This is a genomic window from Mesorhizobium sp. M0800 (assembly GCF_040320095.1).
In the GTDB taxonomy this organism is placed as follows: Bacteria; Pseudomonadota; Alphaproteobacteria; order Rhizobiales; family Rhizobiaceae; genus Mesorhizobium.
This window is the reverse complement of sequence record NZ_JAMYOZ010000018.1, coordinates 22,494-37,648: the sequence shown is the minus strand read 5'-3', so window position 1 is coordinate 37,648 and position 15,155 is coordinate 22,494. Positions and strand designations below refer to the sequence as shown.

12 protein-coding genes are annotated in these 15,155 nt (G+C 61.5%); 1 reads left to right on the top strand and 11 read right to left on the bottom strand.

Features of this window, described 5'->3' with window-relative positions; all coding sequences use genetic code 11:
* Window positions 1-4: 4 nt before the first annotated feature.
* Together NKI18_RS20545 and NKI18_RS20540 are read right to left on the bottom strand one after the other, a co-directional pair.
* A complete protein-coding gene (locus tag NKI18_RS20545) occupies window positions 5-763 on the bottom strand; it encodes an SDR family oxidoreductase (protein ID WP_352619263.1) in 759 nt (252 codons plus the stop codon).
* A 66-nt stretch (window positions 764-829) separates the two neighbouring features.
* Entirely contained in the window at window positions 830-1,621 is a 792-nt protein-coding gene (locus tag NKI18_RS20540) for an alpha/beta fold hydrolase (protein WP_352592496.1), read from the bottom strand.
* A gap of 471 nt (window positions 1,622-2,092) precedes the next feature.
* Between NKI18_RS20540 and NKI18_RS20535 the strand changes: the two genes are divergently transcribed.
* Window positions 2,093-2,320 (top strand): DUF680 domain-containing protein, encoded by a 228-nt coding sequence (locus NKI18_RS20535; RefSeq protein WP_352619262.1) that lies wholly within the window; start codon window positions 2,093-2,095, stop codon window positions 2,318-2,320.
* 264 nt (window positions 2,321-2,584) lie between these two features.
* Here the strand turns inward: NKI18_RS20535 and NKI18_RS20530 are convergent, their stop codons facing one another.
* The 9 genes from NKI18_RS20530 to NKI18_RS20490 form a co-directional block, all read right to left on the bottom strand.
* Entirely contained in the window at window positions 2,585-3,334 is a 750-nt protein-coding gene (locus tag NKI18_RS20530) for a glucose 1-dehydrogenase (RefSeq protein WP_023674202.1), read from the bottom strand.
* A gap of 113 nt (window positions 3,335-3,447) precedes the next feature.
* Complete coding sequence (locus tag NKI18_RS20525) at window positions 3,448-3,810, bottom strand: hypothetical protein (protein WP_352619261.1); 363 nt, start codon at window positions 3,808-3,810, stop codon at window positions 3,448-3,450.
* 50 nt (window positions 3,811-3,860) lie between these two features.
* Window positions 3,861-4,841 (bottom strand): alpha/beta fold hydrolase, encoded by a 981-nt coding sequence (locus NKI18_RS20520; protein WP_502900727.1) that lies wholly within the window; start codon window positions 4,839-4,841, stop codon window positions 3,861-3,863.
* 559 nt (window positions 4,842-5,400) lie between these two features.
* Window positions 5,401-6,084 (bottom strand): response regulator transcription factor, encoded by a 684-nt coding sequence (locus NKI18_RS20515; RefSeq protein WP_352619333.1) that lies wholly within the window; start codon window positions 6,082-6,084, stop codon window positions 5,401-5,403.
* Window positions 6,074-6,463 (bottom strand): response regulator, encoded by a 390-nt coding sequence (locus NKI18_RS20510; RefSeq protein ID WP_352619259.1) that lies wholly within the window; start codon window positions 6,461-6,463, stop codon window positions 6,074-6,076. Before NKI18_RS20510 ends, NKI18_RS20515 begins: the two co-directional genes overlap by 11 nt.
* Window positions 6,464-6,465: 2 nt before the next feature.
* Window positions 6,466-7,107 (bottom strand): response regulator transcription factor, encoded by a 642-nt coding sequence (locus NKI18_RS20505; RefSeq protein WP_353020329.1) that lies wholly within the window; start codon window positions 7,105-7,107, stop codon window positions 6,466-6,468.
* Complete coding sequence (locus NKI18_RS20500; protein ID WP_352619332.1) at window positions 7,104-9,941, bottom strand: sensor histidine kinase; 2,838 nt, start codon at window positions 9,939-9,941, stop codon at window positions 7,104-7,106. Before NKI18_RS20500 ends, NKI18_RS20505 begins: the two co-directional genes overlap by 4 nt.
* A gap of 373 nt (window positions 9,942-10,314) precedes the next feature.
* The gene (locus NKI18_RS20495) at window positions 10,315-13,443 is read right to left on the bottom strand and encodes a PAS domain-containing protein (protein WP_352619258.1); all 3,129 of its coding nucleotides are present in this window, start codon (window positions 13,441-13,443) and stop codon (window positions 10,315-10,317) included.
* Between the two features lie 617 nt (window positions 13,444-14,060).
* A complete protein-coding gene (locus NKI18_RS20490) occupies window positions 14,061-15,149 on the bottom strand; it encodes an ABC transporter ATP-binding protein (protein ID WP_023674193.1) in 1,089 nt (362 codons plus the stop codon).
* Window positions 15,150-15,155: the final 6 nt, after the last annotated feature.

Below are 15,155 nucleotides of genomic sequence, written 5' to 3'. Positions count from 1 at the left end.
TTACTTACTTCGGTGGTGTGTATCGGCTGAGCCAATCATCGAAACGCACGGCGCCGATGCGCGCGTTCTCGCCGGGCACCAGCGTTCGATCGTCGATTGCCACTTGGCCGTAGTAGAGCGCGCCGGGATCCGGGACGACTTTGCGCGGGTCGTTGGTGGCCTTCAGGAAGCGCTCGACAAGTTCGCTCATGCGAACACGCTCCGGGCCGGCAATTTCGATCATGCCGTTCAACGGCGCGGCAAGCGCGGCGTCCGCCATCGCATCGGCAACATTATCAGCCGCCATGGGTTGGAAGTAGGCCGGCGACATATGAATGGTATCCCCGACGGCGCCCGTGTTTGCGATGGCGGCGGTGAATTCGAAGAATTGAGTGGCGTGAACGATGGTGTAGGGAATTCCGGACCCCCTGATCAGCTTTTCCTGAAGCAACTTGCCGCGGAAATAGCCCATGCCCTGCAGCCGGTCGGTACCGACGACCGACAGCGCCACGTGATGACGGACGCCGGCGGCCGTTTCGGCGGCAAAAAGATTACGCCCGGATGCCTCGAAGAACTCCAGGGCAGCCTTTTCCTCGAACGACGGCGAGTTCGCGAGGTCGACGACGACCTGCGCACCGGCAAGCGCGGCCGCCAGACCCTCTCCCGTAACGGTGTTGACGCCCGAATTCGGCGACGCCGCAAGCACGTCGTGTCCTTTGTTTCGCAGTCTCTCCACGGTCTTTGAACCGATCAGCCCGGTTCCGCCGATGACGACGATCTTCATGTCTGGTCTCCTGGTGTTGCGTGTCTATTTTCGTTGCTCGATCGGATGCTGGGCGTTTCCGGCCTGCTACTGACTGACCGATGCAGCAGCATCCTCGATGAGTGACGTGACCTCGTCGGGATGCGAAACCATGAGCGCATGGGACGCACCCTCGATGACGACGGTCTTTACCGCATGCGCACGCTTGGCCATGAAGCTCATGACGGCTGCCGGGATGTTCCGGTCATCCGAGCCGTAGATCATGTAGGACGGCAGCGTCTTCCATGAGGCGACGCCCGAGGCTTCAGCCAGAGCCGCCTGCGCAACAGGGCGTTGAGTGGCAGCCATCAGCAAAGTCTGCTCTTGCGGAACATCGGCGGCGAACTGGGCCCGGAACTTGGCCGGCTCGATGAAGAGGTCTTGTCCGCCGTCCGGCAACGCGACTGGAGCCAGCGCGCTCCCCAAGGTGCTGCCGGGAAACATGCTGGACAACGTAAGGCTCGATTCGCCGGTATCCGGCGCGAAACCCGCCACGTAGACCAATGCCTTCACATTGGGATTGCCATTGGCGGCCTCGGTGATGACAGGCCCGCCGTAGGAATGCCCCACCAGCACGACCGGCCCGGAAACCGACCGGACGATGGCTGAGACTGCTTTCGCATCGCTGGCAACGCCGCGGAGCGGATTAGCTGCGGCTATCGCAACATAACCGTCTTTGCTGAGCTTGGTGATGACTGCATCCCAGCTCGACGATTCCGCGAAGGCGCCGTGCACCAGTACGATCGTCGGCTTGGGCTGAGAATTCGCGGCCTGCGCCATCCCGCCGCCCGACGCGGCAAGCGCTGCGGTGAGGGCCAGGACTCGAGTTATGTTTCGCATTTGCTTTCTCCCGTGTGGCCTGGGGTGACCAATGCTCAGGAGAATGCGCCGACGCGGCCCGCCTACCTATTGTGCGGAAGGGTCTGTCATACAATGCCAAGGTGCAGGGTAGGTCACCAGGGAGATCAGGTGCCCTGCAGCATGATTGAGGTATCTATGCGGGGTGTGCATTGTCGGCGGTCGCCGGAACAGACACTGAGGGCGCGCGGCCAGAGAGTTGTGTTTGCAAGACGCCGCTGCCGCCGTGGCGAGAACCTGGCGCGGTCGATCCGTTGAGCGCTGGTGAGCCGGCCGGATCGAACACGGCGGCAAAGCCTCCTCTCGTCAACGACATAGTTCCTGGCCTTCGGCCCGCATCGCCCAATGCCTTGGTATGGGTCAAACAGCCGGACCGTCTGATCGTGTCGCTGCGTCACGACATTTATATTTGTATGGGTGAATACCATCCAAGCCATCAATGGAGTTACTGAAATGAAAATGACAGTCCTTGCTGTCGCCGTGCTTGTTATTACAGCAGGAAGCGCCACTGCCGGAAGCGACCACTATGGATCAAACGGAGCCCAGCAGCCTGCGACTGCGTCTGACAACATGTATACATCCTCGATCAAAAAAATGAACAACGATATCGGGGTGCCGAAAACCGCACGCAAGCCGACTGTTCCCAACGATGAATATGGCCAGGGCATCTGGGGTCACTGATCCCGACCTACAGAAAAATTTGAAGGACCGGGGCGTGACCTCGGTCCTTCCGCCGTATCGGCGAGCCGACTTCTCTCTTGCGCGTCGATCCCTGCAATGCGACTTGTCATTTACGTGGCTCAATTTGCACCACGTCGACAAAACGTCTCGCCTCCGACCTATTTGGCGGGATTCGTGCGGCAGCTTCCCGGAAAATCGTCGTGAGGAAGACCGATTGCTCCGGCGTTATTCGCCAGTCTATTGGCGCGACATCGCAGTCGTGGCTCAGAGCACTGCCATCCCGCCGTCGACCCGCAGATTGATGCCCGTGACGAAACTGCTCGCGTCCGAGGCAAGGAACAGAGCAGCTTTTGCCAGCTCTTCCGGCTGCCCCATCCGGCCCAGGGGTATTGCCTCCGCCATCGCCTTTTCAAACAGCCCGCGCTGCTCAAACGGTACGCCTAGCTTATCGAGAATAGCCGTATCCACCGGACCTGGGCTGAGCACGTTGACCCGGATGCCGCGAGACTTCAGTTCGATCGCCCAACCGCGCGCAAAGGCATTTATGGCCGCCTTCGAGCCCGCGTAAACAGCATGACCGTCCAGAACCTTCTCGCTGGCCAGCGAGCCTGTGAGGATGATTGCGCCGCCATTCCGCATGACCGGAATCAGCTTCTGGACGCCGAAGAAAACGCCTCGCGTATTGACGGCAAATTGCGCATCATATTCTGCCTCGGAGACGTCGGCCGAGTGCGTGATGGTGTTTATGCCGGCGTTCGCCATATAGATGTCGAGCGCCCCGAACCTCTGGCGGATCTGTTGCGCTACCTCGTCATGGTGCGACACGTCGGCCACATTTCCCTGAATGCCCAGCGCGCCTGCCCCGATCTGTGCGACCGCTTCCTCGACCGCCTGCCGCCGGCGGCCGGTAATGACGACTTGCGCGCCCTCGGCCGCAAAGATTTTTGCAGCCGATAGTCCGATCCCGCTGTTTCCGCCGGTGACCACCGCGATCTTGCCCGAGAGTGCGCCCATTTCGTTCCTGCCTTCGAAAAATAGTGCCGGTGCTGCTGCGATAGTCGCAACTGCTGGCCAAGAAAATTTCACGCCGAATTGAGACCGCCAAAATGAGCGGCAATCGCAAACGGCTACCGATTGATAAACTCCCGGCGCTTAGCCAGTTTGACGTCTTGGAGAGCGCTTTGGCCTTCAAGGCAGAACAAGCGCGCGGCGGCGACCCCCGACAGCGCGACGTAGTGTCGAACGCCGGCGATCGCCTCCGCGCTGCACAGCCGCAGTTGCCCGAGTGGCAGCCGTGGCGCAGCATATGTTTCGCGCCTCTGCCAGCGCTCCAGCTCGATGGCGCAGTGGTTCGGTTCCACAATCCGGGACATGAGCCGACAGAACCAGCATTCAGGCCACCGCTCGGCTATGCGAGCGCACAAGGTTTGACCTGGCGCGCCACCCGACATGCGGTTCAGGGCGCGCGAAGTATTGCCAAAAGTGGTCATCGGCGGCTCCAAGGAATTGCGGACAACATGCGGTCGTGACTGAGGGCGTGCTATCCTTTGATGAAGGCGAGCAGGTCAGCATTGACCTGATCTTGGTGCGTGGCCGTGATCCCGTGGGGCGCGCCGGGGTAATAGATATCCTTTGCGCCTTTGATCAATCGGGCCGACTTGACTGCCGAGTCCTTGACGGGGACGATCTGGTCGTCCTCGCCATGCAAGACCAGAGTTGGCACATCGAACTTCCTGAGATCTTCGGTGAAGTCGGTCTCGGAGAACGCCTTGACGCTTTCGTACGCGTTCACGAGACCCGTCTGCATGCTCCAGAGCCAGAACTGATCCAGAGTCCCCTGGGAAACCTTGGCGCCTGGCCTGTTCGCGCCATAAAACAACGGTGCGAGGTCCCGGTAGTACTGCGAACGATCCTTGACGAGGCCAGCCCTTATGCCATCGAATACCTCGATTGGCAGACCTTCCGGATTGGCCGGCGTTTTCACCATGATCGGCGGAACAGCGGCGATAAGAACAGCCTTGGCCACCCGCTTCGTCCCGTGCCGTCCGATATAGCGAGCAACCTCGCCTCCTCCGGTGGAATGGCCGACCAGCGTGGCGTCCCGGAGATCCAGCGCCTCGATCACGGCTGCAAGATCGTCCGCATAGCCGTTCATGTCGTTGCCAGACGTGGCCTGGCTCGATCGGCCATGGCCGCGCCGGTCATGCGCAACGACGCGAAAGCCGTTATGGGCAAGAAAGAGCATCTGGCCGTCCCAGGCGTCGGAATTCAGCGGCCAGCCGTGCGAGAACGTGACGACAGGACCCTTGCCCCAATCCTTGTAGTAGATTTCGGTGCCATCCTTGGTCGTGATGGTGCTCATCGTCTTGGTTCCTTTGATTGAGGGGGAAGAGGGAAGGTTTTGTTTTCGGCTCGTTGCCGAAGCAGCGCGGGGCAGTCCGGCGGCAACCGTAGAGATCAGGCCTGCCAACAAGACATCGCGGCGAGATCCGCCGACGGAGAAAAGTCCGTCTTTGTTCATCATGTCCATCCATGTGCTTTGAACATCCTGCTCACCATCACGACCGTCGAGTCGGCCTGTGCGGTCGCGTTCGGGGAGGAGCGAGCGAGGAGCGGTAGAAACGCGACGGTCGTGATGGCTTGCGAGGAACAGGATGCACCGATCCGGGCCGCGAACCTATTCTACGGAAGCATCTGTCATACGATGCCAAAGTGCAGGGCAGGCACGCCGAAGATAGGGCCGGGCTGAGGCAAGCTCTTATAGACACACGTCAATTTAGGCTTGGGTAGCGGCGCGGGGACCGACGCGGCATGGCCGGCGTCAGTTGCTGTTGCATGAAATGTTGCGACTTTGTCGGTCAGACTGGCGCCGCCAAAGGGCGCCGCTCAGTGGTAACCGATGTTTGGCGCGGCCTTGCCGCGAAACACCAACAGGACCACCGATGTACATCGGGATCACCCGCAGCAGCACGAGCGTACCAACAGGCAGGAAGGCCTGGGCGCGCTGAGAAAGCACCTGAAATGGCCGGGCGCGCCGGGCGATCCTATTGGATGGGGCATGGATCGGCTTGTGCCAAATTCTAGACCTCGCGCATCGGCGCGGGCAGCGTTTCCCACGCCCGGATCAGCTCACCGATGGAAGCGGCTTCCATCTTGCGCATGACATTGCCGCGGTGAAGCTTGACCGTCACTTCACTGATGCCGAGGTCGAAGGCGATCTGCTTGTTGAGGCGTCCGCGCGCCACTTCACGCAGGACCTCGCGCTCGCGCGGCGTCAGCGTCCCGACGCGCTCAATGTTGCGCTTGACGATCACGGCATCCGCCCGCCGCTTGGCATCCACCGCAATGCCGGCGATCACAGCGTCAAGCAGCGTCTGATCCCGCACCGGTTTGGTGAGAAAGTCCACGGCGCCGGCCTTCATCGCCTGGACAGTCATCGGGATGTCGCCATGCCCGGTCAGGAAGATGATGGGTTTGGGGTTGCCGTTTTTCGCAAGATGGTGCTGCAGATCGAGACCGCTCGTCCCCGGCATGCGCACGTCGAGGATCAAGCAGCCGGGGCTCTCCAACACGTCGGCGTCAAGCAATTCACGGGTTGAGGTAAAGCACACCGGCAGGAAACCCGCCGACAGGATCAATTCAGACAGCGCCTCCCGAACAGAGGCATCATCATCGACAATAATGACCAGCGGCTGCTCGGCTTCAGCCCTTCGCTGCTGTGATGATGGCGTCGATCTCGGTAAGGGCAATTGGTCAACTCTCATGTTTAGCCTCCGTTTCTGGGTTGCGTAAAGCGTCGCCGATCGCCGCAAGCAGTGCCTGGCCATCGAACGGCTTGCGGAAAAGCCCGCCAATGCCCTTGGCGCGGTGCTGATCCACTATCTCGTGGCGGCCGGTGATCAGGAACACAGGCAGGTCCGGACGCGCCTTCTTGACCAAGTCACGAAGTTCAAAGCCGTCCATGCCGGGCATCCCGATGTCGGTGATAAGCATGTCCAATCCAGACAGGCCGCTGACCAGCAACGACCCTGCCGACGAGAAGCTGCGGGCCACATAGCCGGCGGACTCCAGAAGGTCCTCCAGCGACTCGAGCAGTCTTGGGTCATCGTCGACAATCGCCACGACAGGCCTCCGCTTGCTCACGCTCAGCTCCCCCCTGCCCGGCGCGAGTGCGTGATCGGTATTCCCAATCGCTCGGCGATGCGCACTAGGTCGGCGAGCGACGCCGCGACCATCTTCTGCATGACGTTCCTTCTATGAATTTCCAGCGTAACTTCGCTGATCCCCAGTTCAGCGGCGGCCTGCTTGTTGAGCAGGCCGCTGACCACCAGCGGCAGCACCTCACGTTCGCGCGGCGTCAGCTCGAGATAACGTTGCTTCAACACGCCCAGCTCGGCGCGCTCCGATCGCTGTACCCGATCCTGGGCAATCGCCGTATGGATTGCGGCCATGAGGTCTGCATCGCTGAAGGGCTTGGTCAGGAAATCCACGGCGCCGTGCTTGATCGCACGCACTGAGGACGGGATATCGCCATGTCCCGTCAGGAAAACGATCGGCGGATGATCACCCTCGGCAATCTGCCGCTGCAGATCGAGGCCGTTAATATCCGGCAACTCGATATCGAGGATGAGGCAGGCAGGGACGTCCGGCTTGTCAGCGCGGATATAATCGCCCGCCGATCCGAACGCTACGGCACGCATGCCATGTGCGGCCAGCAGCTCACTGAGCGCCTCCCGGATGCGTTCATCGTCATCTACGATGAAGACAATTTGGCCGTCCGTCGTCATGACGCCGCTTTCGCTTCAATCGGCAACGTGAAGATAAACGTCGCTCCACGTGGTTCGTTCTTCTCGACCCATAAACGCCCGCTGTGCGACTCGATGATCGAACGGCAGATCGCCAGTCCCATGCCCATCCCTTGCTCTTTCGTGGTAAAGAACGGTTCGAATATCCGGTCGGGAAACTCGACGCCCCGGCCGCGATCTCTGACTTCGGTCTGGACAACATCCCCGATATGGCGCACGCGGATGCTGATAACTCCGTCATCCGTACCAGAGTCCATCGCCTCCATGCCGTTGCGGATGAGATTGACCAGAACCTGCTGGATTTGGACGCGATCGAACGCGACTAGCGGAATGTCGCTTCCGACATCAACGCTGATGCGAATGCCCCGCCGCATCGCTTCCTCGGTCACGAGGTCGCGTGCCTCTGCGATGACACTGCTGAGCGTCGCATTGGTCCTCGTCTCGGTGGATTGCTTGAACAGCGCGCGAATGCGGCCGACGACGTCCGCCGCCGAATTGGCGTCCCGGATTATGCGCTCGGCCGTAATCTTCGCGCGTTCGACGTTCGGAGGGGCGGCGGACAGCCAACGGTGGCATGCATGGGAATTGGCGACGATCGCGGCCAGCGGCTGATTCACCTCGTGCGCGATCGAAGCGGAAAGCTCGGCGAGACTTGCAGCCTGAGTGGCTTGCGCGAGTTTGTCGGAGGCTTGTCGCAGCGCCTCCTGGGCGCGCACCTCTTCGTCGATGTCGAGGGAAACCCCGTACCATTGCACAACCGCCCCGTCTTCATCACGCCGCGGCTCGACCCTGCACTCCGCCCAGCGATAGCCATCTGTTTCGCGCCAGCGAAACCGCATCGCGGAACCGCCGCCTGTTTCGAAACAGCTCAGCAACGTGCGCAGCACCTCGGGAGCATCTTCGGGATGAACCAGTTCTTGCAGCAATTCCTCGATGCGCGGCTCTCCGAGTGTTTCGAAATTGGCGATGACGGCGCGGAAATGGTCCTGGTATCGCTTGTTGAAGTAGACCGGCCCGCCGGTCGGCACCGCGCTCCAGATGCGGACCGGCACAGCGTCGATCATCTGCTGAAGCTGCAATTCGCTCCGCCGCAGCGCCTCTTCGGCTTGCATCTGATCGTCTATGTCGTGACAGAGGCCGTACCACTGCACGATCAGGCCAGCGTGATCGCGCATCGGCTCTGCCCGGCTCGACATCCAGTGATAGACGCCATCGGCGCGGCGCAGGCGATACCTCATGGAGAAGCGCTCGCCGGTAGCAAGGCAGTGACTGAGCGTATCGCCGAATGCTGCTGCGTCGTCCGGATGGACGGTGGCCGCTATCATCGCCGCCAGCCGGCCGATGCCCTGTTTGTCCAAATCCGTTACGTCAAGGCCGAGAAAGTCGACCATTCGCTTGTTGAAAAAGGTCGGCTCGCCGTCCGGCGTCAGGCGCCAAACGTGGCTCGGAACCATGTCGACAAGCTGCGAGAGCTCCCGCTCCCGGTCGCGCAATGCCTCCTGCGCGCGCACCTCATCGTCGATGTCGATGCTGGCCGTGTACCATTGGACGATCGCTCCACTCTGGTTCCGCAGCGGCTCGGCGCGGCCCTCCCTCCAGCGGTACACGCCATCCGCGCGACGCAGGCGATACCTTATGGGATAGGGTTCGCCGGTGGCGAGCGAGCGGCTGAGCCATTCTCTCATCCTGGGTCCATCGTCGGGATGGACGGCTGCCGCGACCACGGTCGCCAGGCGGCTCGTGCCCGGCTTGTCCCAGCCCGCGATGTCGTTGAGGCCGATATAGTCTGTCGTGCGCTTGCTGAAGAAGGTTGGTTCGCCGTTGGGCGCCATACGGGCGATGTGAGCGGGGATCATTTCGACCAGCAACGAGAGTTCTCGCTCCCGCTCCCGCAAGGTCTCCACACTTTGGCGCAAAGTGAACACCGCCGCCTGATGCTGCCTGGAAATGGCGGCCACGACGAGCGCCGAAAATGCAGAGATGGCCAGAAAAAGCTGCAGCATGATCTGGTTGTGCTTCTGGGACTCGGGATCGCCGGCAAATTGGCTGGCGCCGGATATCGTGAATACCGCCGTGATCAGAGCGAGAACGGTCAATGCTACGGCGGCGCCTCGGAACTCAAAGCGCACCGCGGCCCAAAGAAGAGGCGGCATGATGATGTAGGCGAAGGGCAGATAGCCGCTCAAGGAAAGGGCGGCTATACCAAGAAAGATCAGCCCTAGGACGCAAGCTTCCATCCACCGCGCCGCCGAGAGCTGCGCCTTGCCGCGCCAGTTCTGGAACACGACCAGCGCCAGTGGCGCTACGATCAGGACTCCCGTCGCGTCTCCGATCCACCACAGCGGCCAAGCCGTCGCAAAGGTTTGCGATTGTATGCCAAACCACGCAAGCGCCGCACTTCCCACCGTCGCGCTTGCAACTGGCGCAACTCCAGCGGCCAGTGCGACGAATGCGAGAACGTCCCGCAACGTTTCCAGCCGAACTGGGCGCTTGCAGGTCTGGTTCACAAGCCATGCGCCGGCCACCGCTTCAAGAGCGTTGCCGGCAAAGATCAGGAAGGCCGCGGGCAGCGGAGTGTGGAACCACAAGAAGTTGCTGAACAGTTCTGCCACACAGGCCCCCAGCACCCACCACGGCCAGCTATACCTGGAGGCGAAGACAAGCGTAGCGATGAAGAGCCCGCTCGGAGGCCAAATGGAAATCCCTGTTCCAGGTATGATTGCGAGCGACTGGGCGAAGCCGCAGCCCAGGACATAGGCCGTAATAAAAAGCCCCAGATGCAAGAATTGGGGACGGTGCGACCAGACGCGCGACAACCTGCCTCTTTCAAGATCGCTGATCATGTTGCCGCGAATCAGGCCCGGTTCATTCGTCGCGAAAGGTCGGCCGCTTCCCGGTCCGGATCGGTCCAAGTCATGCGTCAACGCGAGCGTTGCGCTGGAATCGGTCTCGCCAAGTGAGTTGGGCGCTATCGTCATCGGGTGCCCCTGACGGACAAACAAACTCTGGAGATTGTCGGCGCTTCGTGTAGCACTTGCTCTTGATAGCTGGACTGGGCTGACGGACTCACGTCGCCACCCTAATCCCGCCACGCCCCAACCGCACCTCATGGAAATCCATGCATTGCACGGGGCGGCGGCGCCCCTTCACCGAGAGCCGAAAAACCAAGCGCTTACTGAGCGCCGCCAGTTATTGCGCAGCTTTCGCTTCAACCGGGAGGGTGAAGATGAATGTCGCCCCACGCGGCATGCTATTCTCCGCCCAAAGGCGTCCGCCGTGAGACTCGATGATCGAGCGGGAGATCGCGAGCCCCATGCCCATTCCGTTCCCTTTCGTTGTAAAGAACGGCTCGAATATCTTTTTGGGACGTTCGATACCCGGGCCTTGGTCGCGGACTTCGGTCTGGATCGTGTCCTCTATCCGGCGCACGCGCATTGCGAGAACCTTGTCGCCCGCCGTGGTGTCCATCGCCTCCATGCCGTTGCGAATGAGGTTGACCAGGACCTGCTGAATCTGGACGCGATCGAACGCAACCAGCGGAAGGTCGCTTTCGACGTCGATGTCCATGCGAACGCGACGCCGCATGGCTTCCTCGGCCATAAGGTCACGTGCTTCGGCAACGACGCTGGGGATCGGTGTGCTGGTTCTCATTTCAAGCGAAGGTCTGAACAAGGCACGGATGCGGCTGACGACATCCGCCGCCGAGTTAGCATCGCGGACGATACGCTCGGCCGTGATCTTCGCGCGCTCGACGTTCGGGGGCTCGGCGGACAGCCAACGGTGGCATGCGTTGGAGTTGGCGACGATGGCGGCCAGCGGCTGATTCACCTCATGAGCGATGGATGCGGAGAGTTCGGCAAGGCTCGCCGCCTGGCTCGCACGCGCAAGTCTCTCTTGTGCCAGCCGAAGCTCCTCTTGTGTGCGCATCTCATTTTCGATGTCGAGGCAGATAACGTTCCACTGCACGATGGCGCCTTCAGCGTTGCGCATCGGCGCGGCGCGCGTCTCGACCCAGCGATATTCACCATCGAAGCGCCGCAGACGGTGCCGTCGCGCATACGGCTCGCCTGTGGACAGACAATGGGCATATCTCTCTTTGACACCTGTCAGGTCGTCGGGATGAACACCGGCGTCGAGTGTGCCAGCCAGCCGGGACTTTCCCGCTTCGTCCAATTCCTCAAGATTGTATCCGAGGAATTCGCGGAGCTGCTGGCTGCGATATATCGGTTCGCCATCCGGCGCGGCGCAATCGATCATTGCCGGCAGCGTTTCAACGAGCTGCCAGAGAGCCCGTTCTCTCTCGCGCAGCGCCTCTTCGACGCGCAGCTGATCGTCGATGTCGTGCGTAAGGCCGTACCATTGGACGATGCGTCCACCCTGGTCCCGCAGCGGCTCCGCGCGGCCCTCCATCCAACGATAAACGCCATCGGCACGGCGCAGGCGATACTTCATGAAGAAGCGCTCGCCGGTGGCAAAGCAGCTGTCGAGTGCTTCCTTCAGGCTGGCTGCATCGTCGGGATGGACGACGGTGGCAATGAAGGCCGCCAGCAGGCTCGTGTCCGGCTTTTCCGCGTCCGCTATGTCCAGGCCGAGAAAATCTATCAGGCGCTTGTTGAAGAAGGTCGGCTCACCGTTGGGAGACAGCCGCCAGAGGTAGCTCGGAACCATGTTGACGAGTTGCGAGAGCTCTCGTTCCCGGTCGTGCAACGCGGCTTGCGTGGTCACCAGGTCATGGATGTCGACGCTCACGCCGTACCATTGGAGAATGCTGCCATCTTCGTCGCGCAGCGGCTCGGCGCGAGTCTCGGTCCAGCGATAGCCGCTGTCGGCCCGCCTCTGGCGATATCTCTGAACGTAAGGCACGCCCGTTGCGAATGAATGGCGGATCGCCTGCCGTGCGGTGTCGATATCGTCTGGATGGATCACGCTCAGCGACGGCGACCCGTCCGGGGCGGTGATGTCGTGGAGCGTGGCCCCGGTTACATCGGTGAACCGTTTGTTGACGTAGGAAGGCGTCCCTTCCCGTGTCGTACTCCAGATCAAAGCGGGCACGGTGTCGATCAGCTGCTGAAGGCGCCGCTCACTTTTGCGCAACGCCGCCTGCGCGCGCACCTCATCGTCAATGTCGAGAGAAACCCCGTACCACTGCACGACCGTTCCGTCGTCATCGCGTCGCGGCTCGATCCTACACTCAGCCCAGCGATAGGTGCCGTCTTTTTCGCGCCAGCGAAACCGCATCGCGGAGCCGCCGCCAGTTTCGAAACAGGTCAACAACGTGCGCTGCACCTCGGGCGCATCTTCGGGATGAATCACCTCGTGCAGCAACGTTTCGATGCCCGGCTCGCCGAGCGCATCAAAGTTCGCGATAACGGAGCGGAAATGGTCCTGGTATCGCTTGTTGAAGTAGACCGGCCCGCCGGTCGGCATCACACTCCAGATGCGGACCGGCACGGCGTCGATCATGTGCTGAAGTTGCTGCTCGCTCTGCCGCAACGCCGCTTCGGCGTGCATCTGATCGTCTATGTCGTGACAGAGGCCGTACCACTGGACGGTGCGGCCAGCGTCATCGCGCATCGGCTCCGCCCGGCTCGACATCCAGCGATAGACGCCGTCGGCACGGCGCAGGCGATAGCGCATCGCGAAGCTCGCACCGGTAGCGAAGCAACCACGGAGTGCATCGCCGAATGCTGCCGCGTCGTCCGGATGAACGGCGGCCTGTATCATCACCGCCAGCCGGCTCATACCCGGTCGGTCCAGATCCGCTACATCGAGGCCGAGAAAGTCGACCATGCGCCCATTGAAGAAGATCGGCTCGCCGTCGGGATCGAGCCGCCAAATGTGACTCGGGACCATGTCCACGAGCTGCGAGAGTTCCCGCTCCCGGTCGCGCAATGCTGACTCGGCCCGCTTCTGGTCCTCAATGTCTATTGTCGTGCCGTACCATTGAACGATGCGCCCCTGGCTATCGCGAAAAGGTCGTCCTGAGCTTCGAAACCAGCGATAGACGCCATCGGCGCGCCGCAGGCGATGCTCGGTATCATAGGGATCGCCGGTTTCGAGGCAATGCCGCCATCTGGCGGCTACAGGATCATAATCGTCGGGATGGATGGCTCGACGCCAGCCGAACTCATCGTTGTCTTCGGAAGTGTTGAGACCCTCATGCGTGTTGCCGAGGAACGCCAGCGTGTTTGGGCTGACATAGGTGAATCTTCCGGCGGCATCGGCTGCCCACGCGTGGCCGGGCATGCTCTCGATGATTTGCAGCGCAAGCGTTGCTTCGGGGTCGATTTCGCCAAGTGAGTTGGACGCTGCTGTCATTGGCTTCTCCTGTCGGACAAAAAAGCCTGGGGACGGTCAGCGCTTGATATAGCACTTGTTTTCAATATCTGGACAGGCGAACTCACCGCCTAAATCTAGTTCCGCCATGCCTCGGCTGCATCTCATGGAAATCCATGCATTGCGCGGAGATATCGCCGCTACGGGGGCCCTAACGATGGCCTCGCGCGAGGAGCGACGCGGATCGATGCATCAACACCGACACTGGGAATACGAGCCGGACAGGTAAGACGCTACCGCTCGTCGAAGCAGACAGCAGCCACATCGCGCCTGCGAAGAGCAGAATGCCAAATGGCGCAAGCGTGATCAGGCGCATCCCGGTCCTTTGGATGACGAAGCCGGACAACAGAACCTGATCGGTAGTTCGTACTGAACCTCAGCACAGGTCGTATTATCAGTCAGCCGGATTCCTCAGGCGCGCGAACGTGCCGGCGCGAACCTCCGTATTGCCGAAGACCGTGGCAGCAATGATCGCAGAGAGCGCCCTGTTGAAGAGTTCGGTTGTCTTAACGTTCACCTATTTTGACAAGCGCGCAACACGCATTCGCTGTGCGGCAGTTGCGACGGTCATGAAAAGCATCCCGCTATCTTGCCGCCGGCTAACGCGGTGCGACACGCAGCCCGGCGGCATCGAAGAGATGCATGCGCTCCGGCGGCAGAGCGAGGTTGATCGGCGGCCCTTGCGATTCAACGCCCTGCTGCTTGAGAACGGCGATAAGTTTGCTGTCGCCGGCAATGGTGGCGTGGACAACTGTTTCCGGTCCCAACGCCTCGGCCAGCGTTACCCGCGCTTCCACCGATCCCTTGCCGCCATTCGAAAGTTGGATGTCGTGTGGCCGGATGCCAAGCGTCGCGTCGTCTCCCGGTTTCAGCGCGACCCCGTCGGCGGCGATCGAGGCCGACAGCCCGCCTGGACCTTCGACACGCACCTCGGCGCCGCTTGCCGAACGCACCTTCACCGGCAGCAGGTTCATCCGCGGCGCGCCGATGAAGCCGGCGACGAACAGGTTGGCCGGCGCGTTGTAGAGATCGAGCGGCCGGCCGACCTGTTCGATCCGCCCCGAGCGCATGACCACGATGCGGTCCGCCAGCGTCATCGCCTCGATCTGGTCATGGGTGACGTAGACCATCGTGGTTGCCAGCCGCCGGTGCAGGCCCGCCAGTTCAGCGCGCATGGTGATGCGCAGTTCGGCATCGAGGTTGGACAGCGGTTCATCGAGCAGAAAGGCGGTCGGATTGCGCACCACCGCACGGCCGATCGCCACGCGCTGCTTCTGGCCGCCCGACAATTGACCGGGCCGGCGGTCTAGATAGGGAGCAATTTCCAGCATGCGCGTCGCTTCCGTGATCCGCGCGTCGATCTCGGCCTTCGGCATACGAATGTTTTCAAGCCCGAAGGCGAGGTTCTGGCGCACGCTCATGTGCGGGTAGAGCGCGTAAGACTGGAACACCATCGCCAGACCGCGTTGCGCGGCCGAAACGTTGGTGACGTCGACCCCGTCGATCTCGACCTTGCCGTCGGTCGGCCGATCGAGCCCGGCAATCAACCGCAGCAGCGTGGACTTGCCGCAACCCGACGGGCCGACGAGGACCAGCATCTCGCCGTCACCGACGTCGAGGTTGATACCGTGCAAGATCTTCATCTTGCCGTAAGCGCGATCAATGTTGGTCAGCGTTATCCGTCCCATGACATC

Excerpts from the sequence above, each read along its gene's own strand:
- NKI18_RS20545 (WP_352619263.1), bottom strand. The coding sequence starts at position 763 with ATGAAGATCGTCGTCATCGGCGGAACCGGGCTGATCGGTTCAAAGACC.
- NKI18_RS20540 (WP_352592496.1), bottom strand. The coding sequence starts at position 1,621 with ATGCGAAACATAACTCGAGTCCTGGCCCTCACCGCAGCGCTTGCCGCG.
- NKI18_RS20535 (WP_352619262.1), top strand. The coding sequence starts at position 2,093 with ATGAAAATGACAGTCCTTGCTGTCGCCGTGCTTGTTATTACAGCAGGA.
- NKI18_RS20530 (WP_023674202.1), bottom strand. The coding sequence starts at position 3,334 with ATGGGCGCACTCTCGGGCAAGATCGCGGTGGTCACCGGCGGAAACAGC.
- NKI18_RS20525 (WP_352619261.1), bottom strand. The coding sequence starts at position 3,810 with ATGACCACTTTTGGCAATACTTCGCGCGCCCTGAACCGCATGTCGGGT.
- NKI18_RS20520 (WP_502900727.1), bottom strand. The coding sequence starts at position 4,841 with ATGAACAAAGACGGACTTTTCTCCGTCGGCGGATCTCGCCGCGATGTC.
- NKI18_RS20515 (WP_352619333.1), bottom strand. The coding sequence starts at position 6,084 with ATGAGAGTTGACCAATTGCCCTTACCGAGATCGACGCCATCATCACAG.
- NKI18_RS20505 (WP_353020329.1), bottom strand. The coding sequence starts at position 7,107 with ATGACGACGGACGGCCAAATTGTCTTCATCGTAGATGACGATGAACGC.
- NKI18_RS20495 (WP_352619258.1), bottom strand. The coding sequence starts at position 13,443 with ATGACAGCAGCGTCCAACTCACTTGGCGAAATCGACCCCGAAGCAACG.
- NKI18_RS20490 (WP_023674193.1), bottom strand. The coding sequence starts at position 15,149 with ATGGGACGGATAACGCTGACCAACATTGATCGCGCTTACGGCAAGATG.